The following is a 20,772-nucleotide window of genomic DNA, read 5'->3' on the forward strand; positions in this document are numbered from 1 at the left end:
CGCCGCGCGGCGCAGGGCCCGGAAACGGGTCCGCCCGCCCCTGCCGGAGCAGGGGCGGGCGGGGGAAATCCCGAAGGAAGTCAGGCCGTCGGCGTCGGGTCGGCGGGCGTCGGCGCCCCGCCGTCCTCGGCCGGAGCCTCGGCGACAGCCGGTGCGGCGGCGGCAGCGGCTTGCGCCGCGATCCGCTCGTCCGCGGCGGCGCGGATACCGCGCCATGCGGACTCCGCAGCCTGCTGTTCCGCTTCCTTCTTGCTGCGGCCGGTGCCGGTGCCGTACGAGACACCACCGACGCGAGCAGCAGCGGTGAAGGTCTTCTCGTGGTCCGGTCCCGTCTCGCTGACCAGGTACTCGGGTACACCGAGCCCCTCGGCCGCGGTCAGTTCCTGGAGACTGGTCTTCCAGTCCAGGCCTGCGCCGAGGTTCGAGGACTTCTCGATCAGCGGATCGAAGAGCCGGTGGACCAGCTCCGAGGCCGCGTCGAGACCCTGGTCGAGGTAGACCGCGCCGATCACCGCTTCGAGCGTGTCGGCGAGGATGGAGGCCTTGTCCCGGCCGCCCGTGCCTTCTTCGCCCCGGCCGAGCCGGATGAAGAGACCGAGTTCGAGCCCGCGCCCGACCTCCGCCAGCGCACGCGAATTGACCACAGCGGCCCGCAGTTTGGCCAGCTGGCCTTCCGGCAGGTCCGGGTGGGTCCGATAGAGCGTGTCCGTGACCACCAGGCCGAGCACGGAGTCCCCGAGGAACTCCAGCCGCTCGTTGGTGGGCAGACCGCCGTTCTCGTACGCGTACGAACGGTGGGTCAGTGCACGCACCAGAAGGGCGGACTCGAGGTGATACCCGAGCCGCCCTTCCAGAAGCGTGTGGGACGAGGCCGCGTTGTTCGTGTCTGCCTGCGTTTGGCCGCCGGCAAGCTCAGACATTGCGCCTCTCACCAGCCGCTCAGACCTCGAGGACCTGGCGCTTGTTGTAGGTGCCGCAGCTCGGGCACGCAATGTGCTGGAGCTTCGGCTCCTGGCAACGCTCGCACGAAACCAGGGTGGGGACCGCAGCCTTCCACTGCGACCGGCGGTGGCGCGTGTTGCTGCGCGACATCTTCCGCTTCGGAACAGCCACGGCTACTTCTCCTGCTTCTCGGCGGCGCGCTGGACGTCAGATGCGGCGCCGCTCATGTTGTCCTTCTCGTCGTCCTGATCGGTCACGACGAGTCCCTGCAACGCCGCCCAACGAATGTCGGTGGCGTCATGGTGGTGGTCCGGGTCGTCGTTCAGGTTGGTTCCGCAGTCGGAACACAACCCGAGACAGTCCTCCCGGCACACCGGCTGCTGCGGCAGTGCGAGCACCACCGCGTCACGCAGCACGGATTCGAGGTCGAACAAGCCGTCCTCGATGAAGAGCGTGTCCTCATCATTCTCAACGTCGTCGCCCGGTTCCGTTTTCACACGGCCCCGGTCGTCGGCGTCAGGGTACGAGAACATCTCCTGGAAGTCCGCGGAAACCTTGGTCTCCACAGCCTCCAGACACCTTACGCACTCTCCGGTGGCCTGTGCACGGGCGGTGCCTGTGACAAGCACCCCTTCCATGACGGACTCCAGCCGGAGCCTCAGCTGGACCGGCGCGCCTTCCGGCACTCCGATGACGTCGGCGAGACCGAAGTCCCCCGGCGCCGCGATCTCACGGGTCAGCCGCAGCAACGCACCAGGACGCCGACCCAGCTCGTGCGTATCGAACACGAGGGGGTTGCGGTGGTCGAGGTGGGTGTTCAGGGCTGGTCCCGCTTTCGAAATCGCCGAGCTGTTTGCCGCCTGCGGGCAGCAAGGATCGCGTCGCATACGCGCGACCGAAGAGCCAGGATACCCGCCGCCTCGCTCTGAGCCCAATCCGGGACGGCGGGGCCGACGGGGCCGGGTCAGCGGCCCTGCTCGTACTGGCGCAGCTGGTCCAGGTTGATCATGCTCGTGTCGAAGAAGCTGGTGTCGTCGAGCGCCTGCTGCGCGGGCTGTTGGTGCTGCTGGCCGGGCTGTTGGTGCTGGTGGTGCTGCTGGCCGGGCTGCTGGTAGGCGGCGTACGGGTCCGGCTGCTGGTGCTGGCCGCCCTGCTGCTGGGGCTGGTACGCGGCGTACGGGTCCGGCTGCTGCGGGGTCTGCTGGTAGCCGTAGGGGTCCTGGTAGCCGTACCCGTCCGGCGTCACCGGCTGCGGGGGCTGCTGCTCGTAGGAGTAGGCCTCGTACACCGGTTCCCGCGGCGGCTGGGACTGCTGCGGGATCGCGGCGGCCGGCTCCGCCAGGCCGGCCAGGAAGTCCGCGTCGCTCGTGTGCTGCTGCCCGCCGGCCGCGTCCTGGGCGGCCATGTGCGCGCCCAGGTCGTCCGCGGGCAGCCGGCCGAGCAGCTTCTGGCGGCCGCGGCCGACCGCCTCCAGCGTCTTGGTCAGCACCGCCTCGACGGTGGCCAGCTTGGTGTCCACGTACGCGTCGGCCTGGCTGCGCTGGGTTTCGGGGTCGTGGCTGCGCTCCGGTGCCTCCGGGTCCGCGAAGCCGTGCGCGTCCAGCCCGGGGCCGCGCCCGAGCAGCTTCTCGCGGCCGCGGTCGACGGACCCGATGGTCTTGGAGAGGACCGCCTCGAAGTTCGCGAGCTTGCTGTCGACGTAGTCGTCGGCCTCGGCCCGGATCTCCTCGGCCTCCTGGCGGGCCCGGGCCAGGATCCGGTCCGCCTCGCCCTGCGAGCGCCGCGCGACCTCGGTGTCGGAGACCAGCGAGCCCCGTTGGGCGTGCGCGGACTCGATGATCCGGTCCGCCTCGCGGCGGGCCTCCTCGACCATCTGCTCGCGTCCGCCGATCAGCTCCCGCGCCTGGGCCAGGGAGCCGGGCAGCGCGCTCCGCACCTCTTCGAGCTGGGCCAGCAGCTCGGCGCGGTTGATCACGCACGAGGCGGACATCGGCATGGACCGGGCGCCACCGACCGACGCGACGATCTCGTCGAGCTTCTTCTGCACGTCCACGGCGGCTCGCACTCTCTCGGCCTCGGGTGGTTCCTGAGACGGACGGGTCGACTGTACGGCCACCGGGCGGCCCCCGGCAGCGCGTCAGGCGGCGTCAGTTGCCGTGCAGGCGTTCCATCAGCGCGGTGTGGACGAAGGGCGGCAGCAGGTGGGAGACGTCGCCGCCCCAGGTCGCCACCTCCTTGACCAGGGAGGAGGACAGGAAGCTGTAGGTCGGGTTGGTCGGCACGAAGAGCGTCTCGACCCCGGTCAGGCCCATGTTCATCTGGGCCATCTGGAGCTCGTAGTCGAAGTCGCTGACGGCGCGCAGGCCCTTGACGATGGCCGGGATGTCCCGCTGCTTGCAGAAGTCGACGAGCAGCCCGTGGAAGGACTCGACCTCGATGTTCCCGTAGCCGGCGGTGGCTTCGCGGATCAGCTCGATCCGCTCCTCGATGGTGAACAGGCCCTGCTTCGACTGGTTGATCATCACGGCGACATGCACGACGTCGTAGAGCCTGGCGGCCCTGCCGATGATGTCGAGGTGTCCGTTGGTGATGGGGTCGAACGACCCCGGACAAACGGCGCGGCGCAACTGAAGTCCCTCGCTCTCCGGTGCGGGCATCATGACTCTTCGCTGGTGAAGGCGGCGCGACCGTACCAAAGGGTGCCTTCGCCGTACCGCCGGGAGCGGAGCGGCTCGAAACCGTCGGGCCAGGGGAACGCACCGCTTCTGGTGCTGCGCTCCACGGTGACGAGCGCATCGTCGGTGAGCCAGGCATTCGACCGGAGTGTGAGCAGGATCTCCGCAAGATCGTCATGTGCGACCTCGTACGGCGGGTCCAGGAAAACGATGTCGTACGGGTCCCCGAGCGCCCGGACTGCGACGATCTGCTCCGCTTTGCCCGCCCGGAACTCGGCGCCCGGCAGGCCGAGCGTCGCGATGTTGTCGCGGATCGCCTTGGCGGCCTTGGCGTCGGCCTCCACGAGCAGGGTGTGCGCGGCGCCGCGCGAGAGGGCCTCCAGGCCGACCGCGCCGGAGCCGCCGTACAGGTCGAGGACCCGGGCCCCCTGGACTCCGTGCAGCGACTCCCAGGTGGAGAAGAGGCCCTCGCGCATCCGGTCGGAGGTGGGCCGGGTGCCGGTGCCGGGCGGCACGGCGAGGCGTCGCCCACCGGCGGTGCCGGCGATCACGCGGGTCATGTGGAGGTCCTTCGCTCAGGGAATGCTCGCGGCTCCACGATAGGACCTCCTGGTCAGCCCTTCTCCAGGTACTGCTCGCGCTCGGTGTCGAGCAGCGCGGCGAGCGCGGTCAGCAGGCCGGGCAGCCCGGTCAGCTCGGGGTCCTCGGCGACGACCCGGGCGGCCTCCTCGCGGGCCTGCGCGATGACCTCCTCGTCCTCGATGACGGACAGCATCCGCAGCGAGGAACGCACGCCCGACTGGGCCTGGCCGAGGACGTCCCCCTCGCGGCGCTGTTCGAGGTCGATCCGGGAGAGTTCGAAGCCGTCGAGGGTGGCGGCGACGGCGGCGAGCCGGGCCCGGGCGGGACTGGCCTCGTGCATCTCGCTGACCAGCAGGCACAGTCCGGGGGCGGAGCCGCGGCCGACGCGACCGCGCAGCTGGTGGAGCTGGGAGACCCCGAACCGGTCCGCGTCCATGATCACCATCACCGTGGAGTTGGGTACGTTCACCCCGACCTCGATGACGGTCGTGGCGACCAGCACCTTCACCTCGCCCGCGGCGAAGCGGCGCATCACGGCGTCCTTGTCGGCCGGGTCCATCCTGCCGTGCAGCACCTCGACGGACAGCCCGGCGAGCGGGCCCTTCGCCAGCTGCTCGGCGATGTCCAGCACGGCGAGCGGCGGGCGCTTGTCCTCCTCCTCCGCCGCGGCCTTCTTCTTGGCGGCCTTCGGGTCGTCCTCGCCGTCGCCGATGCGCGGGCAGACCACGTACGCCTGGTGTCCCTTCTCCACCTCCTCGCGGACCCGCTCCCAGGCCCGGGTGAGGAAGTGCGGCTTGTCCTTGGCGGGCACCACGTGGGTGGCGATCGGGGAGCGTCCGGCCGGGAGCTGGTCCAGGACGGAGGTCTCCAGGTCGCCGAAGACGGTCATCGCGACCGTCCGCGGGATCGGGGTCGCGGTCATCACGAGCAGGTGCGGGGGCTGCTTGCCCTTGGAGCGCAGGGCGTCGCGCTGCTCCACGCCGAAGCGGTGCTGTTCGTCGACCACGACGAGGCCGAGGTCGTGGAACTTGACCTTGTCCTCGATCAGGGCGTGCGTGCCGATGACGATCCCGGCCTCGCCGGTGATCAGGTCCAGGAGCGCCTGGCGGCGCGCGGCCGTGCCCATCGAGCCGGTGAGCAGCACCACCTTGGTGCCCCGGTCGGAGCCGCCGAGCAGGCCGCCCTCGGCGAGTTCGCCCATCATCTCGGTGATCGAGCGGTGGTGTTGCTGGGCGAGCACCTCGGTGGGCGCGAGCATCGCGGCCTGCCCGCCGCAGTCGACGACGGCGAGCATGGCGCGCAGGGCGACCAGGGTCTTGCCCGAGCCGACCTCGCCCTGGAGGAGGCGGTGCATGGGGTGGTCGGTGGCCAGGTCGTCGAAGATCTCCCGGGAGACCGTGAGCTGGCCGTCGGTGAGGGTGAAGGGGAGCTTGGCGTCGAAGGCGTCCAACAGGCCGTCGGGGGCGGGGCGGCGCGGGACAGCGGGCAGCAGGGTGTCCGCGTGGCGGCGCCGGGCCAGGGCGACCTGGAGGACGAAGGCCTCGTCCCACTTGAGCCGCTGGCGGGCGGCCTCGACGTCGGCCTTGGTGCGGGGCCGGTGGATCTTGAGGAGGGCTTCGGTGAGCGGGAGCATCCCGCGGCCCTCGCGCAGCGCGGGCGGCAGCGGGTCCACGGCCTCCTGGGCGCTGGGCAGGACCGCGTCGACCGCCTTGGCGATCTTCCACGACTCCAACTGCTTGCAGGCCGGGTAGATCGGGATCAGCTGCTGGGCGAAGGCGTCGACCGCCTCGGCCGTGGTGGCGTCCAGGCCCAGGGGCTCGTAGGCGGGGTGGGCGAGCTGGAGCTTGCGGTTGAACATCGAGACCTTGCCCGCGAACATCGCGCGGCTGCCGGGGAGCAGGTCCTTGTGCGGTTTGTGGACGCCCGCGCCGAAGAAGACGAGTTGGAGCCGGCCGCTGCCGTCGGTGATGGTCACCTCCAGCCGCTTGCCGCGCCCCCCGTTGAAGGTGAGCACGCGGGCGTCGGCGACCTGGGCGACGACGGTGACGTGCTCGTCGATCTGGTCGGCCAGCTCCGCCAGGGAGGTCAGCTCCCCGCGCTCGGCGTACCGGCGCGGGTAGTGGTGCAGCAGGTCCAGGGCCGTGTGCAGGCCGAGCTGCTCGGCCAGCACCTCGGCGGTGGCGGGGCCGAGGGTCTTCTTGAGATCTTCGTCGAGCGCGGGCACCCGTTCATTGCACACCATCCCTGTGACAACGCGGGCACGCGACCCGGTCCCGGCCCGCCGGCGGCCCTCCGCCCGGCGCCTATTCGATGCCGATGAGCAGGGGCGCCGAGTAGCGGCCGCCCCGGTAGGTGAGGGTGTCCACGGCCAGGTGCCCGTGCTGCACGTACGCCTCCAGGCGCGCGGCGAGCGCGTCGGGCACCTCCGGGCCGAGGACCAGGGTGACGAGTTCGCCGCCGGAGCCCAGCATCCGTTCCAGGACGGCTTCGGCGGTCTCCGCGAGCTCCGATCCGATGACCGCGACGTCGCCGTCGATGAGCCCGAGGACGTCCCCGGCCTGGCAGATGCCGGCCGAGGTGAAGGACTGCCGTTCGGCGATGGCGAGTTCGCCGTGGCGGGTGGCCCCCGCGGCGGCGGTCATGGCGACGACGTCCTCGTCGAAGCTGGCGTCCGGGTCGTGCACGGCGAGGGCGGCCAGGCCCTGGACGGCGGACCGGGTGGGGATGACGGCGACCCGTACGCCGTCGGCGCGCGCCTGTTCGGCGGCGGCCGCGGCGGCCGCGCGCTGTTCGGCGCCGCCGGGCAGCAGGACCACTTCGCGGGCGTGGGCGCGCCGCACGGCGGCGGCGATCTCGGCGGCGACGGGCGGTTCGCCGGGCAGCGCGAGCACGGTGGTCGCGCCCGCTTCCTGGCAGAGCCCGGCCAGGCCCTCGCCCTGGACGACGGCGACCACGGCCCGCTGGGCGCGCTCGGTGCGGGCGCGGCGCCGCTCGTCGCCGAAGTGGGTGATGCGGATCCGGTAGGGCCGTCCGGCGACCACTCCGGCTTCCACGGCGGCGCCGGGGTCGTCGACGTGGACGTGGACGTTCCACAGTCCGTCGCCGCCGATGACCACGAGCGAGTCGCCGAGGGCGTCCAGCGTCCCGCGCAGCAGGTCGACGGCCGGGTCGGGGGCGTCGAGCAGGTAGGTCACCTCGTACGCGGGGCCGTCCGGCTCCTCGTCGCAGGGCTGCGGCTGCGCCGGTACGGCGACGGCCCGCCCGCGCACCGGCTCCAGCGGCACCTCCTGCCCGGACAGGGCCTGCCACAGCGCCCCGAGCACGGCGACGATCCCGCAGCCCCCGGCGTCGACGACCCCGGCCCGGCCCAGCGCGGCCAGTTGCCCCGGGGTCTCGGCGAGGGCCGCGCGGGCCCCCTCGTAGGCGGCGTGCGCCACGTCGGCCGCGCTCCCGGCGGCCGCCTCGGCGGCGCCGGCGGCCGTGGCCGCCGCGGCGGCGACGGTGAGCATGGTCCCCTCGACGGGGTGCGCGACGGCCTGGTACGCCGATTCCGCGGCCCGGGCGAGCGCCCCGGCCAGCAGTCCGCCCGACGCCGTCGCGCGGGGCTCCCCGCCGAGTACGTCGGCCACTCCGCGCAGCAGCTGCGCGAAGATCGTCCCGGAGTTGCCGCGGGCCCCGGTGAGGGCTCCGTGGGCGTAGGCCCGTACGGCCTCGCCGAGCGAGGTGGAGGCGGCGCCGCGCGCTGTGCCCTCCCTCACATCGGCCGGGGCGTCGAAGGCGGCTTCCAGCGCCCGGGCGGCCGAGCAGGCGGTCAGGTAGAGGTTGGTCCCGGTGTCGGCGTCGGCGACCGGATAGACGTTGATCGCGTCGATGTCCTCGCGGGCCCGGCCCAGTGCGGCCAGGGTCAGGGAGCTCCAGGTGCGCACCGCGGCGGCGTCCAGGCTGTGCGGCTCGTGCGGCACCGGGTGTTCCTCCTTGGGCGGGCGAGGGTTCACCGCAGGGTAACGAAGGACGGCCCGGGATCCGGGGTGCACCCGGGACGGGGTCCGCGGCCGCCATGGTAGTTTTCTTGGACGGACGCAGTCGTTGTATGCTGCTCCGGTTGCCCGATGAGAGTCGGGCCATTCCCCCGGCAAACCACTTCAGATCTCTGATTCCGGTGCGCCGGTTTCACTGTAATTGCATCTGAAGTCTTTGGAGTGACCTGTGGCTGCCAACTGCGACGTTTGCGCCAAGGGGCCGAGCTTCGGCAACAGCATCTCCCACTCGCACCGCCGCACCTCGCGTCGCTGGAACCCGAACATCCAGCGCGTCCGTGCCGTGGTCAATGGGACGCCGAAGCGCCTCAACGCCTGCACCTCGTGCATCAAGGCCGGCAAGGTCTCGCGCTGACGCCTTCCGTCGTCGTAGCGCAGCCCTTTCCGGTTGCCAAAAAGACCGGTCCACCTCGGTGGGCCGGTCTTTTGTCTTTCTCCGGGCACGCTCCCGGACCGTCGGCGGCCGGCGGGGACGACCTAGTCCTGTGACCGCCACCGCCAGGCGTGGTCCACCGGGCCGATGCCCTCGCCGAGGGCGAAGCCGGACGCGATGGCGCCCGTGACGTAGTCCTTGGCCGCGGTGACCGCCGCCGGCACGTCCAGGCCCTTGGCCAGGCCCGCGGCGATCGCGCTGGCCAGGGTGCAGCCGGTGCCGTGCGTGTGCCGGTTGTCGTGGCGGGGCGCCCGTAGCCACAGCTCCGTGGAGCCGTCGCTGAGCAGGTCCACGGCCTGGTGGCCCGGGGCGAGGTGGCCGCCCTTGATCAGGGCCCAGCGCGGCCCGTACCCGAGGATCGCCCCGGCGGCCCGCCGCATGTCGTCCTCGCTCTCCACCCGCACGCCCGTGAGCTGGGCCACTTCGTCGAGGTTCGGGGTGGCCACGGTGGCCCGCGGCAGCAGGCGCGTGCGGACGGCCTCCAGCGCGGACGCGGCGAGCAGCGCGTCCCCGTGCTTGGAGACCCCGACGGGGTCGACCACGGCCGGAGCCGCGGTCTCGGCCAGCAGCGCGGCCACGGTCTCCACCAGGACCGCGGAGGAGAGCATGCCGGTCTTGACCGCCCCGACCCCGATGTCGTCCACCACGGCCCGGTACTGGGCCGCCACGGCCTCCGCGGGCAGTTCCCACACCCCGCGCACCCCGAGGGAGTTCTGGGCCGTCACGGCGGTGACCACGCTCATCCCGTGCACCCCGAGGGCCAGCATGGTCTTGAGGTCGGCCTGGATGCCCGCCCCGCCGCCGGAATCGGATCCGGCGACGGTCAGGCACAGCGGTGGCGCACCGCTCATCGCGGGGGTTCCTGCGCCGGGTCGGCGCCGAAGTGGTCCCAGCCGCCGCTGCTGGTCCAGGGGGCGCCGTCCACGGTCACCTGGGGCAGCGCGGAGCGGTTGAGCACCTCGCCGATGACCTTCCAGCGGGCCGGGAGCTTCACGTCGGGCGGGAAGGTGGCCACGATCGCGTGGTCCTCTCCCCCGGTGAGCACCCACTGGAGCGGGTCCACGCCGACGGCCTGACCGATGTCGTGCATCTGCGTCGGGATGTCGACGGCGGCCGAGCGCAGGTCGATGCGGACCTTGCTGGCCTCGGCGATGTGGCCGAGGTCGGCGACCAGCCCGTCACTGACGTCGGTCATGGCGGTGGCGCCGAGTCCGGCGGCCGCGGGGCCCGCGTGGTAGGGCGGTTCGGGGCGCCGGTGCGCCTCGACGAAGGCCCGCGGGGAGCGGAACCCCCGGGAGAGCACCGCGAAGCCGGCCGCGGACCAGCCGAGCCAGCCGGTGACGGCGACGACGTCGCCCGGCCGGGCGCCGGAGCGCAGCACGGGGTCGTGGTTGCGCAGGTCGCCGAGGGCGGTGATGGCCACCGTGATGGTGTCCCCGCGCACGACGTCCCCGCCGACCACGGCCGCGCCGGCGACCTGGCATTCGTCGCGCAGCCCGTCCATCAGCTCGGTCGGCCAGGTGACCGGCAGCTCGGCCGGTACGACGAGGCCGAGCAGCAGCGCCGTCGGCACCGCGCCCATGGCGGCGATGTCGGCCAGGTTCTGCGCGGCGGCCTTGCGTCCGACGTCGTAGGCGGTGGACCAGTCGCGCCGGAAGTGCCGTCCCTCCAGCAGGATGTCCGTGCTGGCCACGACCCGCCGGTCGGGCGCGGACACGACGGCGGCGTCGTCACCGGGTCCGAGCCGGACCGCGGGGGTGGTGGTCAGCCGTGAGGTCAGCTCCTTGATGAGCCCGAACTCCCCCAGCTCGCCGACAGTGCCCTTCATCGCTGTGCTCCTTCTGGCCCAGTCCGCTCGCGGTCGCGAGCCGTCCCAGCTCTGGGTACCGTCAACAGATACGTCAACTTCTGCTCCCCGTACGCCCCGCTGCGCGTGGCACCGGGCACCCGGGTCTCCCCGTGGCGCTCGGCGACGCGGTACCGTGGCGTCCCTTTCTCCCCGGGCCCGGGATTTCCCACCCGAAGATTAGGGGAAATGATCCTCGCGGCCGCTCTGGAGGTTCCGTGGTACAGGCGTACATCCTCATCCAGACCGAGGTGGGCAAGGCATCGGTGGTGGCCGAGTCGATCGGCCGGATCCAGGGGGTGATCCAGGCCGAGGACGTGACGGGGCCGTACGACGTGATCGTGCGGGCCCAGGCCGACACCGTGGACGAACTCGGCCGCATGGTGGTCGCGAAGGTCCAGCAGGTGGAGGGCATCACCCGCACCTTGACCTGCCCGGTCGTCCATTTGTAGCCCCCGTCTACTCTTGGCCGGTGATGTCCCTCCACCACCGGCCCGTCCGTCTGCTGGCCCTGCCCGCCCCGATGGCCGTACTCGCCGTGGCAGTCCTCGCGGGCTGCTCCCCGGGTACCGCCGGGGCCCGGGTGGCTCCGCCCCCCACGCCGCCGGCCGAGGTCGCGCGGCTCTGTGCCGCGCTGCACGAGGAGCTCCCGGAGACGGTGGCCGGCCTCAAGCGTTCGCCCGCCAGGCCGTCTTCCGACCTGACCGCCGCGTGGGGCGGCTCGGCGATCGTACTGCGGTGCGGTATCCCCAAGCCCCCCGCGATGTCGGATCCCGCACAGGACGGCGTCGAGGTGAACGGCGTCGGGTGGCTGCTGGAGCAGCTCGACGGTGGCGGTTTCCGCTTCACCACCGGGCTGCGCCTGGCGTACACCGAGGTCACGGTGGACAAGGACCACGCGAAGGACGCCGGTCTCCTGGTGCCCCTGTCGGCCGCGGTCAAGAAGACGGTGCCCGAGGGCATCTCCTCCTACTGACCGCTCCCCGCCCCGCCCATCGAGAACCGCCCGCCGGATCCGTGACCCGGCGGGCGGTTCTCGTACGTCGTACCGGGGCCGCGCTAGCGCAGTCCGGTGGAGCGGCGCAGGGCCGCCTGGATCAGACGGTCGACCAGCTCCGGGTACGCGACGCCGGTCTCCTGCCACATCCGCGGGTACATGGAGATGGGGGTGAACCCCGGCATCGTGTTGATCTCGTTGATGACGAAGGTGCCGTCCTCCGTGAGGAAGAAGTCGGCGCGCACCAGGCCCTCGCAGGACGCGGCCTCGAAGGCCTCGATCGCGAGGCGCTGGACCTCCGCGGTCTGCTCCGGGGTCAGCGGGGCGGGGACCAGACCGGAGGCGGAGTCGATGTACTTCGCCTCGAAGTCGTAGAAGTCGTGGCTGGAGACCGGCGGGATCTCGGCGGGCACGCTCGCGCGCGGACCGTCCTCGAACTCCAGCACTCCGCACTCGATCTCGCGGCCGCGCAGCAGCGCCTCCACGATGATCTTCGGGTCGTGGCGCTGGGCTTCCTTGAGGGCCTCGTCGAGGCCGGACGGATCGTCGACCTTGGTGATGCCGATCGAGGACCCGGCGCGGGCCGGCTTCACGAACAGCGGCCAGCCGTGTTCGGCGGCGAAGGCCACGATCTTCTCGCGGGCGGCGCTCTCGTCGTGCTCCCACTCGCGGGGGCGGATGGTCACGTACGGGCCGACCGGCAGCCCGAAGGAGGTGAACACCCGCTTCATGTAGTCCTTGTCCTGGCCGACGGCCGAGGCGAGGACGCCCGAGCCGACGTAGGGGATGCCGGACAGTTCGAGGAGGCCCTGGAGGGTGCCGTCCTCGCCGTAGGGACCGTGCAGGACGGGGAAGACGACGTCGACCTCGCCCAGCGCCTTGGGCACGACGCCGGGTTCGGTGTAGACGACCTCGCGGTTGGCCGGGTCGACCGGGAGCACCACGGTGCCCCCGGCGGAGTCGGCCAGGTCCTCGACGCTGGGGAGCTTGCGGTCGGCGATGGCCATCCGCTCGGGCTCGTCGGCCGTCAGGGCCCACCGGCCGTCCGTGGTGATGCCGATGGGCAGCACCTCGTACTTGGACCGGTCGATGGAACGCAGAACCGCGCCCGCAGTGACGACCGAGATGGCGTGTTCGGAGCTGCGGCCGCCGAACACGACGGCCACGCGCGGCTTGCGACCCTGCTGGTCAGGGCTCTGGGAAGAGTTCTGGCTGCTCATATCGGTCCGAGGGTACCCGGTCCGTGTACCGGAACGGAGTCAGCGGCGTTCCGGTTTGGCGCTGCGCCCCATGAGCTCCTTCAGGGCCACCAGCGGCGGCTTGCCCTGGTGGACGATGTCGACCACGGTGTCCGTGATGGGCATGTCCACTCCGTGGCGGCGGGCCAGATCGGCCACCGACTCGCAGGACTTGACCCCCTCCGCGGTCTGCTTGGTGACCGCGATGGTCTCCTCCAGGGTCATCCCGCGGCCGAGGTTGGTGCCGAAGGTGTGGTTCCGGGAGAGCGGCGAGGAGCAGGTGGCGACCAGGTCGCCGAGGCCCGCGAGGCCCGAGAAGGTGAGCGGGTCGGCGCCCATGGCCAGGCCCAGCCGGGTGGCCTCGGCGAGGCCCCGGGTGATCAGGGAGCCCTTGGTGTTGTCGCCCAGGCCCATGCCGTCGGCGATGCCCACGGCGAGGCCGATGACGTTCTTGACGGCGCCGCCGAGCTCGCAGCCGATGACGTCGGTGCTGGTGTACGGGCGGAAGTACGGGGTGTGGCAGGCCGTCTGGAGGCGTTGGGCGACGCCCTCGTCGACGCAGGCGACCACGGCGGCGGCGGGCTGCCGGGCGGCGATCTCGCGGGCCAGGTTGGGGCCGGTGACCACGGCGACGCGCTCGGAGGGGACCTTCGCCACCTCTTCGATGACCTCGCTCATCCGCTTGGCGCTGCCGAGTTCGATGCCCTTCATCAGGGAGACGAGCACGCTGTCGGCGGGGAGCAGCGGGGCCCATTCGGCGAGGTTGCCGCGCAGGGTCTGCGAAGGGACGGCGAGGACGACGAAGTCGGCGCCCCGGGCGGCCTCGGCCGCGTCGGTGGTGGCGCGCAGGTTCTCGGGCAGTGCGACGCCCGGGAGGTAGTCCGGGTTGGACCGGCCGGTGTTGATGGCCTCGACCGCTTCGGCGCGGCGGCCCCACAGGACCACCTCGCAGCCCGCGTCGGCGAGCACCATGCCGAAGGCCGTGCCCCACGAGCCGGTTCCGAACACGGCAGCCTTGACGGTACGCGTCACTTCTCGCCCTCCCCCGCGGCCTTGCGCCGCTGTTCCACCCTGGCCTTGCGGTGGTCGTACGGCTGCGCGGGAGCGGTCTCTGCGCGCAGTTCCTCCAGCAGCTCCGTGATGGCCGCCATGATGACTTCGGTGACGGCCTTGAGGACGTCCGGCGTCGGGTCCTTGCCGTAGAACTCGGAGAGGTCCACGGGCGGTCCGGCGAGCACCTGGAGGGTCTTGCGCGGGAAGAGCCGGACCTTGTTCTCCTTGGCGTACGGCGGCACCGCGAGGTTCGCGCCCCACTGGGCCACCGGGATGACGGGCGCCTTCGTCAGCAGGGCCACCCGCGCGGCGCCGGTCTTGCCGGCCATGGGCCACTGGTCGGGATCGCGGGTGAGGGTGCCCTCCGGGTAAAAGGCCACGCATTCCCCGCGCTCGATCGCGTCGACGGCCGCCCGGAATGCGTCGAGGGCGTTCGTGGTCTCCCGGTAGACGGGGATCTGTCCGGATCCGCGCAGGATCGAACCGACAATCGGCACCTTGAAGAGGGCGGCCTTCGCGAGCAATCGCGGCACCCGGCCGGTGTTGTACTGGAAGTGCGCGTAGGAGAGCGGGTCCAGATACGAGTTGTGATTGACGGCGGTGATAAATCCGCCCTCGGCCGGAATGTGCTCCATTCCCTGCCAGTCCCGCTTGAAGAGCACTACCAGCGGCGGTTTCGCGATGACCGCCGCCAGGCGGTACCAGAAGCCGATTCTGCGGCGGGACACTCGGACACCTTCCTCTAGGACCGGTGCGCGGCGGGCGCCCGGCCGGCCCGGACAAGTCTCTCTCCGGGTCCGGTCTCTGTCGAGAACACCGTACGCCCCGCTCACGCCGCCGGACCGCCGGGCTGCCCGGGAGGGGGTGACAATGGGCCGACGCGTGTGCGAGAACGCGTCCATGACACGTCCAGGGGGAAGGGGTCGGCCACGAACGCCGTCTGGAGCCTGGTGATCCCGCTCAAGCCGCTCTCCGTGGCCAAGAGCAGGCTGGCCGCGGCGGCCGGGGCCGACCGGCCGCGGCTCGCGCTGGCGTTCGCCCAGGACACCGTGGCGGCGGCGCTGACCTGCGCGGCGGTCCGGGATGTGGTGGTCGTCACGGACGATCCGCTGGCCGGGATGGAACTGGCCGCGCTGGGCGCGCGGATCGTGGCGGACCGGCCCGCGGCCGGGCTCAACGCGGCGCTGGCCCATGGCGCGGGGGCGGTCCGGGAGGTCCGGCCGTGGGCCGCGGTGGCCGCGATGAACGCGGATCTGCCCGCGCTACGGCCTTCGGAATTGCAACGGGTGCTCGAAAACTCGGCGGAATTCCCCCGGGCATTCCTGGCCGATGCGGCAGGAATCGGAACGACGTTGCTTTCCGCTGCCCCGGGCGTCGAATTGGCCCCCGCCTTCGGCGGCCGGTCGCGGGCCCGGCATTCCGCGTCGGGTGCGGCGGAAATCACGCTCCGCGGCGTCGACAGCGTGCGCAGGGACGTCGATACGGCGGCGGATCTGCGGGAGGCTCTGCTGTTGGGCCTGGGCCCCCATACGGGACGTCACGGCGCCCGACTGCGGGCCGGTGCGCCCGTGCTGCGCCGCGAGGCCCGGTGACCGCCGACTCCCGCCCCGCGCCCGCGGGGCAAGCCCTTAAGCTGCGCTCATGCAGGCAACGGCGTTCACCTACGACTCCCAGACCCGCGGCGGAAGTGTGCTGCTGGACGACGGCACCCCGGTGCCCTTCGAGGCCGCGGCGTTCGACGCGGGCGGCCTGCGGCTGCTGCGCGCGGGGCAGCGGGTGCGGATCGAGACCGAGGGCGAGGGTGCGGGGCTGCGGATCACCCTGATCACCTTGCAGACCTTCGTGTAGCACCGGGCGGGCCCGCCGGGTCCGGACAACACCGCGGGCCGGCCCCCCTGGCATGGGGGGCCGGCCCGACGTGTGTGACGTCGCCCGTGCGCTTACTTCTTGCGGGCGGTGGTCTTCTTCGCGGTGGCCTTGCGCGTCGCCGTCTTCTTCGCCGGCGCCTTCGTCGCGGCGGTGGCCTTCTTGGCCGCCGGGGCGGTCTTCTTGGCCGTGGCGGTGGCCTTCTTGGCGGTCGCCGTGGCCTTCTTGACCGTGGCGGCCTTCTTGGCGGCCGGGGTGGCCTTCTTCGCGACCGTGGTCTTCGCGGCGGATTTCTTGACCACCGTGGCGGTGGTCTTCTTCGCGGTGGTCTTCTTCGCGACCGCGGTCTTCGCCGCCGCCTTCTTGGCGGTGGTGGCCTTCTTGGCCGCGGCCTTCTTGACCGTCGCGGAAGCTCCGCCGGTCAGGCTGCCCTTGGGCGCCTTCTTGACCGACACCTCGCCGCCCTTGGGCAGCTTCTTGGTGCCGCTGACCAGGTCCTTGAAGCCCTGACCCGCGCGGAAGCGGGGGACCGAGGTCTTCTTGACCCGGACGCGCTCACCCGTCTGCGGGTTACGGGCGTAGCGGGCCGGGCGGTCGACCTTCTCGAACGAGCCGAAGCCCGTGACCGAGACCCGGTCGCCGGCGACCACCGCACGGACGATCGCGTCGAGCACCGCGTCGACGGCGTCCGCGGCCTGCTGGCGGCCGCCCACCTTGTCGGCAATCGCTTCTACGAGCTGCGCCTTGTTCACGTCTTCCCCTTCGGAGACTTCGCCAGAACGAATGTGTTCAAGCTTATTTCGCACGTTAGGCGGATATATACCGCAAATCAAACACGAAACGGGCTAATCACCCTAGTGCCGCAACGATGTAGGCCGTTACGGAGTTCCTTCGCATCAGTCGCCTTCAGGGAATCGACCCTCGTCGAGGTCCTTCATCAACCTGTCCAGGCGCCTTGCCGCATCGGCGAGATCGTGCTTCGCCGCTGCCGTGGCGACCAACAGCTTCCGGGACAGCGCCATCCTTACGCCCTCCGGGACTTGCAGCGAGCGCACCCTTGTGTGCGCTTCTTTCAGCCGGTCCGCGACAAGTCCGTAGAGCTCGAGTTGACTGTCGCGTTCCATGCACAGATTGTGCCATCTGGGGCGAGTTGTCGCCTCATGGGGCCTCAACAAACGCGTGTGCCCCCCGCCGGAAGGCGGGGGGCACACTGGCCAAGACGAGTTCACTCAAGGTGAATAAGCGCTGATCAGGCCTGAATCGTGCGCGGTTTGAAGCTCGGCCGGACGCTTTCGTAGGACGCGATGTCCCCTTCGTTCTGAAGGGTGAGCGAGATGTCGTCCAGACCCTCCAGGAGACGCCAACGGGCATTGTCGTCCAGTTCGAACTCGGCCACGACGCCCTCGGCTCGGACCTCCCGGGCGACCAGGTCCACCGTGATCTCGGCGGTGGGGTCGGCCTCGGTCAGCTCCCACAGCCGATCGACCGTCTCCTGCGGCAGCACGACCGTCAGCAGGCCGTTCTTGAGGGAATTCCCGCGGAAGATGTCGGCGAAGCGGGCCGAGATCACCGTCTTGAAGCCGAAGTTCTGCAGGGCCCAGACGGCGTGCTCGCGCGAGGAGCCGGTGCCGAAGTCGGGGCCGGCGACCAGGACGCTCGCCCCCGCGCGCTCCGGCTGGTTCGTGACGAACGCCGGGTCCTTGCGCCAGGCCTCGAAGAGCCCGTCCTCGAATCCGTCACGGGTGATCTTCTTCAGCCAGTGGGCGGGGATGATCTGGTCGGTGTCGACGTTGCTGCGACGCAGCGGCACGGCCCGGCCGGTGTGGGTGGTGAAGGCTTCCATGGTTCAGACTCCGGCGGTCGCGGTGGCGTCGGTCAGGTCGGCGGGAGAGGCCAGATGGCCGAGCACCGCGGTGGCCGCGGCCACCTGCGGGGAGACCAGGTGGGTGCGTCCGCCCTTGCCCTGCCGGCCTTCGAAGTTGCGGTTCGAGGTGGACGCGGAGCGCTCACCAGGGGCCAGTTGGTCGGGGTTCATGCCCAGACACATCGAACAGCCCGCGTGCCGCCATTCGGCGCCGGCATCCGTGAAGACCTTGTCCAGGCCCTCGGACATCGCCTGCAGGGCGACCCGGACCGAACCCGGGACGACCAGCATCCGTACGCCTCGCGCGACTTTGCGGCCCTCGATGATGCCCGCGACGGCGCGCAGGTCCTCGATGCGGCCGTTGGTGCAGGAACCTACGAAGACGGTGTCGACCCGGATGTCGCGCAGCGGCTGTCCGGCGGTCAACCCCATGTACTCCAGGGCCTTTTCGGCGGCGTTGCGCTCCGAAGCGTCCTCGTACGAAGCCGGATCGGGGACGTTGGCCGACAGCGGCGCGCCCTGGCCCGGGTTGGTGCCCCAGGTGACGAAGGGGGACAGCGCGGTGCCGTCGACGACGACCTCCGCGTCGAACACCGCGTCGTCGTCCGAGCGCAGCGTCCGCCAGTAGGCGACGGCCGCGTCCCAGTCGGCGCCGACCGGAGCGTGGTCACGGCCCTTGAGGTACTCGAACGTGGTGGCGTCCGGGGCGATCATGCCGGCGCGGGCGCCCGCCTCGATCGACATGTTGCAGATGGTCATGCGGGCTTCCATCGACAGCTTCTCGATGGCGGCGCCGCGGTATTCCAGGATGTAGCCCTGGCCGCCGCCGGTGCCGATCTTGGCGATGATGGCCAGGATCAGGTCCTTGGCGGTGACGCCCTCGGCCAGTTCGCCCTCGATGGTGATCGCCATCGTCTTGGGGCGGGCCAGCGGCAGCGTCTGGGTCGCCAGGACGTGCTCGACCTGGCTGGTGCCGATGCCGAAGGCCAGCGCGCCGAAGGCGCCGTGCGTGGAGGTGTGCGAGTCGCCGCAGACCACGGTGGTGCCCGGCTGGGTCAGGCCCAGCTGGGGTCCCACGACGTGGACGACGCCCTGCTCGACATCGCCCAGCGAGTGCAGCCGGACGCCGAACTCGGCGCAGTTCTTGCGCAGCGTCTCCAGCTGGGCCCGGGAGACCGGGTCCGCGATGGGCTTGTCGATGTCGAGGGTGGGGGTGTTGTGGTCCTCGGTGGCGATGGTGAGGTCGAGGCGCCGCACCGGGCGGCCCGCCTGCCGCAGACCCTCGAAGGCCTGGGGGCTGGTCACCTCGTGCAGCAGGTGCAAGTCGATGTAGAGGAGGTCGGGCTCGCCCTCGGCGCGCCGGACGACGTGGTCGTCCCAGACCTTCTCCGCGAGTGTCCTACCCATCGCTTTCCCTCCGGCCGGCAGGTTGAGCCGGCGCTTCTAGAGATTTCCCGCCACCGATCGGCCCGTACCCCACGTGACGGACGGCAGCTCAGGCCCCGTGGTTCGTGGACCTGCACATACAGACTCGCTGGTTCTTGGAAAAATTGAACTTGCGTTTCACAGTGTGAGACGCGAATATCGTTTCATGGACAACTCTAGCGGCGTCGGCGTTCTCGACAAGGCAGCTCTGGTATTGAGCGCACTGGAGTCCGGTCCGGCCACCCTCGCCGGGCTGGTCGCGGCGACAGGGCTCGCACGACCCACGGCACATCGCCTGGCCGTGGCACTGGAACACCACCGGATGGTGGCGAGGGACATGCAGGGCCGGTTCATCCTCGGACCGCGGCTGGCGGAACTCGCCGCCGCGGCCGGCGAGGACCGTCTGCTGGCCACGGCGGGACCGGTGCTCACGCACCTCCGTGACGTGACGGGCGAGAGCGCGCAGCTCTACCGGCGTCAAGGCGACATGCGCATCTGCGTGGCGGCGGCCGAACGGCTGTCGGGTCTGCGGGACACCGTCCCGGTGGGCTCCACGCTCCCGATGAAGGCCGGTTCGGCCGCGCAGATCCTGATGGCCTGGGAGGAGCCCGAGCGGCTCCACCGCGGCCTGCAGGGCGCGCGGTTCACGGCCACGGCCCTGTCCGGCGTACGTCGCCGCGGTTGGGCCCAGTCGATCGGCGAGCGGGAGCCCGGTGTGGCCTCCGTCTCGGCGCCGGTGCGCGGTCCCTCGAACCGCGTGGTGGCCTCCGTATCGGTCTCCGGGCCGATCGAGCGGCTGACCCGGCACCCGGGGCGCATGCACGCCCAGGCCGTCATCGACGCGGCCGCCCGACTGAGCGAGGCCCTGCGCCGCTCCGGCTGAGCCCCTCCGGGCCTACGCCCCACCCTTCCACTCCCCCGGACCCGGGGGCGCGTACGACGCCGCACACGTCCGAACGCGCGCCCTCGGGTCCGTACTTGTACCCCCGGCGTCCGGAAACGACGAAGAGGCCCTCCGCGATGATCGCGGAGGGCCTCTCCTGTGCGTACCCCCGACCGGATTCGAACCGGCGCTACCGCCTTGAGAGGGCGGCGTGCTAGGCCGCTACACAACGGGGGCCTGCTTGCAGTTACTGCGCTGGGCTACCAGGACTCGAACCTAGAATAAGAGAACCAGAAACTCTCGTGTTGCCAATTACACTATAGCCCATAGTGGTCTAGACCAGCTAGACAGTACCCCCGACCGGATTCGAACCGGCGCTACCGCCTTGAGAGGGCGGCGTGCTAGGCCGCTACACAACGGGGGCCCTAGCGATCCTGCATCGTGACGTCCGGGTGCGACCCTGGAGATCTCGCGGGAAGGATCTGTACCCCCGACCGGATTCGAACCGGCGCTACCGCCTTGAGAGGGCGGCGTGCTAGGCCGCTACACAACGGGGGCAAAGCACTGCGTTACTACTTGCACTGCGCTGGGCTACCAGGACTCGAACCTAGAATAAGGGAACCAGAAACCCTCGTGTTGCCAATTACACTATAGCCCACCAAAACGCAACCCCTTGCGGGGGGTTTGTTTGGTTTTGCGCTTCCGTTCCGGCCTTGCGGCCCGCACCGGCGGCGCAGAAAGAACATTACCGGATGCCTGACCGTGCTCCAAAACGGGTATCACCGGCCAGCAGGGACGGAAGCTGTGCGAGCCCGGTGATCCGGTGCACCCCTTCGGGGACGGTGGCGGGGGGGGGGGCGGAGCCCAAGGTCGCTCCCCCCCTCCCCGTCGCGCCAGACCGCGATCAACCCCACCTCTCGCGCCCCCCGGG

23 protein-coding genes and 5 tRNA genes are annotated in these 20,772 nt (G+C 71.2%); 6 read left to right on the forward strand and 22 right to left on the reverse strand.

All coding sequences use genetic code 11. The features are described 5' to 3' along the window. Nucleotides 1-80: 80 nt before the first annotated feature. The 8 genes from rnc to ACZ4UB_RS13040 all read right to left on the reverse strand — a co-directional run bounded on the left by rnc (nucleotide 81) and on the right by ACZ4UB_RS13040 (nucleotide 8,161). Nucleotides 81-920, reverse strand: coding sequence for a ribonuclease III (gene rnc / locus ACZ4UB_RS13005; RefSeq protein ID WP_354380070.1), 840 nt, complete (start codon nucleotides 918-920; stop codon nucleotides 81-83). Between the two features lie 19 nt (nucleotides 921-939). Further along, the gene (gene rpmF / locus ACZ4UB_RS13010; protein ID WP_003965982.1) at nucleotides 940-1,113 is read right to left on the reverse strand and encodes a 50S ribosomal protein L32; all 174 of its coding nucleotides are present in this window, start codon (nucleotides 1,111-1,113) and stop codon (nucleotides 940-942) included. Nucleotides 1,114-1,115: 2 nt separating this feature from the next. Next, entirely contained in the window at nucleotides 1,116-1,763 is a 648-nt protein-coding gene (locus ACZ4UB_RS13015) for a YceD family protein (RefSeq protein WP_354380126.1), read from the reverse strand. A gap of 143 nt (nucleotides 1,764-1,906) precedes the next feature. Continuing rightward, nucleotides 1,907-2,995 (reverse strand): cell division initiation protein, encoded by a 1,089-nt coding sequence (locus ACZ4UB_RS13020; RefSeq protein ID WP_468070294.1) that lies wholly within the window; start codon nucleotides 2,993-2,995, stop codon nucleotides 1,907-1,909. Between the two features lie 94 nt (nucleotides 2,996-3,089). Beyond that, on the reverse strand, nucleotides 3,090-3,569 hold the full coding sequence (gene coaD / locus ACZ4UB_RS13025; protein ID WP_354380124.1) for a pantetheine-phosphate adenylyltransferase: 480 nt from the start codon (nucleotides 3,567-3,569) through the stop codon (nucleotides 3,090-3,092). Nucleotides 3,570-3,598: 29 nt separating this feature from the next. Further along, a complete protein-coding gene (gene rsmD / locus ACZ4UB_RS13030; protein WP_354380069.1) occupies nucleotides 3,599-4,177 on the reverse strand; it encodes a 16S rRNA (guanine(966)-N(2))-methyltransferase RsmD in 579 nt (192 codons plus the stop codon). Nucleotides 4,178-4,230: 53 nt separating this feature from the next. Further along, complete coding sequence (gene recG, locus ACZ4UB_RS13035; protein ID WP_468070192.1) at nucleotides 4,231-6,441, reverse strand: ATP-dependent DNA helicase RecG; 2,211 nt, start codon at nucleotides 6,439-6,441, stop codon at nucleotides 4,231-4,233. A 61-nt stretch (nucleotides 6,442-6,502) separates the two neighbouring features. Next, on the reverse strand, nucleotides 6,503-8,161 hold the full coding sequence (locus tag ACZ4UB_RS13040; protein WP_468070193.1) for a DAK2 domain-containing protein: 1,659 nt from the start codon (nucleotides 8,159-8,161) through the stop codon (nucleotides 6,503-6,505). 244 nt (nucleotides 8,162-8,405) lie between these two features. Between ACZ4UB_RS13040 and rpmB the strand changes: the two genes are divergently transcribed. Next, nucleotides 8,406-8,591: a 50S ribosomal protein L28 gene (rpmB, locus tag ACZ4UB_RS13045; RefSeq protein WP_073911113.1), complete on the forward strand. Its 186-nt coding sequence runs from the start codon at nucleotides 8,406-8,408 to the stop codon at nucleotides 8,589-8,591. Between the two features lie 122 nt (nucleotides 8,592-8,713). Here rpmB and thiD read toward each other — a convergent pair whose 3' ends face one another. Further along, nucleotides 8,714-9,520 carry a bifunctional hydroxymethylpyrimidine kinase/phosphomethylpyrimidine kinase gene (thiD, locus tag ACZ4UB_RS13050; protein WP_468070194.1) on the reverse strand — a complete coding sequence of 269 codons (807 nt, stop codon included), beginning with the start codon at nucleotides 9,518-9,520 and terminating at the stop codon, nucleotides 8,714-8,716. Continuing rightward, complete coding sequence (locus ACZ4UB_RS13055) at nucleotides 9,517-10,497, reverse strand: thiamine-phosphate kinase (protein WP_354380065.1); 981 nt, start codon at nucleotides 10,495-10,497, stop codon at nucleotides 9,517-9,519. Before ACZ4UB_RS13055 ends, thiD begins: the two co-directional genes overlap by 4 nt. Nucleotides 10,498-10,733: 236 nt before the next feature. Here ACZ4UB_RS13055 and ACZ4UB_RS13060 point away from each other — a divergent pair, with 236 nt between their 5' ends. Together ACZ4UB_RS13060 and ACZ4UB_RS13065 are read left to right on the forward strand one after the other, a co-directional pair. Further along, nucleotides 10,734-10,967: an Lrp/AsnC ligand binding domain-containing protein gene (locus ACZ4UB_RS13060; protein WP_351040055.1), complete on the forward strand. Its 234-nt coding sequence runs from the start codon at nucleotides 10,734-10,736 to the stop codon at nucleotides 10,965-10,967. A 23-nt stretch (nucleotides 10,968-10,990) separates the two neighbouring features. Next, entirely contained in the window at nucleotides 10,991-11,491 is a 501-nt protein-coding gene (locus ACZ4UB_RS13065; protein ID WP_468070195.1) for a DUF3515 domain-containing protein, read from the forward strand. Nucleotides 11,492-11,574: 83 nt separating this feature from the next. Here the strand turns inward: ACZ4UB_RS13065 and ACZ4UB_RS13070 are convergent, their stop codons facing one another. From ACZ4UB_RS13070 to ACZ4UB_RS13080, 3 genes are read right to left on the reverse strand one after another with little or no spacing between them, the layout of a single operon-like run. Further along, nucleotides 11,575-12,732, reverse strand: coding sequence for a D-alanine--D-alanine ligase family protein (locus tag ACZ4UB_RS13070; protein ID WP_468070196.1), 1,158 nt, complete (start codon nucleotides 12,730-12,732; stop codon nucleotides 11,575-11,577). Nucleotides 12,733-12,771: 39 nt separating this feature from the next. Beyond that, nucleotides 12,772-13,782: an NAD(P)H-dependent glycerol-3-phosphate dehydrogenase gene (locus ACZ4UB_RS13075; protein WP_468070197.1), complete on the reverse strand. Its 1,011-nt coding sequence runs from the start codon at nucleotides 13,780-13,782 to the stop codon at nucleotides 12,772-12,774. Then, entirely contained in the window at nucleotides 13,779-14,531 is a 753-nt protein-coding gene (locus tag ACZ4UB_RS13080) for a lysophospholipid acyltransferase family protein (RefSeq protein WP_468070198.1), read from the reverse strand. Before ACZ4UB_RS13080 ends, ACZ4UB_RS13075 begins: the two co-directional genes overlap by 4 nt. A gap of 222 nt (nucleotides 14,532-14,753) precedes the next feature. Between ACZ4UB_RS13080 and cofC the strand changes: the two genes are divergently transcribed. Together cofC and ACZ4UB_RS13090 are read left to right on the forward strand one after the other, a co-directional pair. Further along, on the forward strand, nucleotides 14,754-15,395 hold the full coding sequence (cofC, locus tag ACZ4UB_RS13085) for a 2-phospho-L-lactate guanylyltransferase (protein WP_468070199.1): 642 nt from the start codon (nucleotides 14,754-14,756) through the stop codon (nucleotides 15,393-15,395). Between the two features lie 49 nt (nucleotides 15,396-15,444). Beyond that, nucleotides 15,445-15,651: a hypothetical protein gene (locus tag ACZ4UB_RS13090; RefSeq protein WP_283459872.1), complete on the forward strand. Its 207-nt coding sequence runs from the start codon at nucleotides 15,445-15,447 to the stop codon at nucleotides 15,649-15,651. 92 nt (nucleotides 15,652-15,743) lie between these two features. On the opposite strand, the gene ACZ4UB_RS13095 is transcribed toward ACZ4UB_RS13090, so the two are convergent. The 4 genes from ACZ4UB_RS13095 to leuC all read right to left on the reverse strand — a co-directional run bounded on the left by ACZ4UB_RS13095 (nucleotide 15,744) and on the right by leuC (nucleotide 18,940). Then, nucleotides 15,744-16,421, reverse strand: a complete 678-nt coding sequence (locus ACZ4UB_RS13095) for an HU family DNA-binding protein (RefSeq protein WP_354380059.1) — start codon at nucleotides 16,419-16,421, stop codon at nucleotides 15,744-15,746. Between the two features lie 144 nt (nucleotides 16,422-16,565). Continuing rightward, nucleotides 16,566-16,793 (reverse strand): SCO5555 family protein, encoded by a 228-nt coding sequence (locus tag ACZ4UB_RS13100; protein ID WP_330332835.1) that lies wholly within the window; start codon nucleotides 16,791-16,793, stop codon nucleotides 16,566-16,568. A 125-nt stretch (nucleotides 16,794-16,918) separates the two neighbouring features. After that, nucleotides 16,919-17,512, reverse strand: a complete 594-nt coding sequence (gene leuD, locus ACZ4UB_RS13105; RefSeq protein ID WP_468070200.1) for a 3-isopropylmalate dehydratase small subunit — start codon at nucleotides 17,510-17,512, stop codon at nucleotides 16,919-16,921. 3 nt (nucleotides 17,513-17,515) lie between these two features. Continuing rightward, nucleotides 17,516-18,940 (reverse strand): 3-isopropylmalate dehydratase large subunit, encoded by a 1,425-nt coding sequence (gene leuC / locus ACZ4UB_RS13110; RefSeq protein WP_468070201.1) that lies wholly within the window; start codon nucleotides 18,938-18,940, stop codon nucleotides 17,516-17,518. A 184-nt stretch (nucleotides 18,941-19,124) separates the two neighbouring features. Between leuC and ndgR the strand changes: the two genes are divergently transcribed. After that, nucleotides 19,125-19,841, forward strand: a complete 717-nt coding sequence (ndgR, locus tag ACZ4UB_RS13115) for an IclR family transcriptional regulator NdgR (protein ID WP_073911130.1) — start codon at nucleotides 19,125-19,127, stop codon at nucleotides 19,839-19,841. A 164-nt stretch (nucleotides 19,842-20,005) separates the two neighbouring features. Here ndgR and ACZ4UB_RS13120 read toward each other — a convergent pair. From ACZ4UB_RS13120 to ACZ4UB_RS13140, 5 genes are all read right to left on the reverse strand, one after another. Next, nucleotides 20,006-20,078, reverse strand: a tRNA-Glu gene (locus ACZ4UB_RS13120). Nucleotides 20,079-20,096: 18 nt separating this feature from the next. Next, nucleotides 20,097-20,168: transfer RNA gene (locus tag ACZ4UB_RS13125), tRNA-Gln, on the reverse strand. Between the two features lie 24 nt (nucleotides 20,169-20,192). Then, nucleotides 20,193-20,265, reverse strand: a tRNA-Glu gene (locus tag ACZ4UB_RS13130). 61 nt (nucleotides 20,266-20,326) lie between these two features. Then, a tRNA-Glu gene (locus ACZ4UB_RS13135) sits at nucleotides 20,327-20,399 on the reverse strand. 28 nt (nucleotides 20,400-20,427) lie between these two features. Beyond that, nucleotides 20,428-20,499 (reverse strand) — tRNA-Gln (locus ACZ4UB_RS13140). Nucleotides 20,500-20,772 lie beyond the last annotated feature (273 nt).

The sequence above is a fragment of the Streptomyces sp. NPDC028419 genome (genome assembly GCF_055565515.1).

Coding starts and splice junctions, on each gene's coding strand:
- rnc (WP_354380070.1), bottom strand. CDS start 920: ATGTCTGAGCTTGCCGGCGGCCAAACGCAGGCAGACACGAACAACGCG.
- rsmD (WP_354380069.1), bottom strand. CDS start 4,177: ATGACCCGCGTGATCGCCGGCACCGCCGGTGGGCGACGCCTCGCCGTG.
- recG (WP_468070192.1), bottom strand. CDS start 6,441: ATGGTGTGCAATGAACGGGTGCCCGCGCTCGACGAAGATCTCAAGAAG.
- thiD (WP_468070194.1), bottom strand. CDS start 9,520: ATGAGCGGTGCGCCACCGCTGTGCCTGACCGTCGCCGGATCCGATTCC.
- ACZ4UB_RS13055 (WP_354380065.1), bottom strand. CDS start 10,497: ATGAAGGGCACTGTCGGCGAGCTGGGGGAGTTCGGGCTCATCAAGGAG.
- ACZ4UB_RS13065 (WP_468070195.1), top strand. CDS start 10,991: ATGTCCCTCCACCACCGGCCCGTCCGTCTGCTGGCCCTGCCCGCCCCG.
- ACZ4UB_RS13070 (WP_468070196.1), bottom strand. CDS start 12,732: ATGAGCAGCCAGAACTCTTCCCAGAGCCCTGACCAGCAGGGTCGCAAG.
- ACZ4UB_RS13090 (WP_283459872.1), top strand. CDS start 15,445: ATGCAGGCAACGGCGTTCACCTACGACTCCCAGACCCGCGGCGGAAGT.
- ACZ4UB_RS13100 (WP_330332835.1), bottom strand. CDS start 16,793: ATGGAACGCGACAGTCAACTCGAGCTCTACGGACTTGTCGCGGACCGG.
- leuD (WP_468070200.1), bottom strand. CDS start 17,512: ATGGAAGCCTTCACCACCCACACCGGCCGGGCCGTGCCGCTGCGTCGC.
- leuC (WP_468070201.1), bottom strand. CDS start 18,940: ATGGGTAGGACACTCGCGGAGAAGGTCTGGGACGACCACGTCGTCCGG.
- ndgR (WP_073911130.1), top strand. CDS start 19,125: ATGGACAACTCTAGCGGCGTCGGCGTTCTCGACAAGGCAGCTCTGGTA.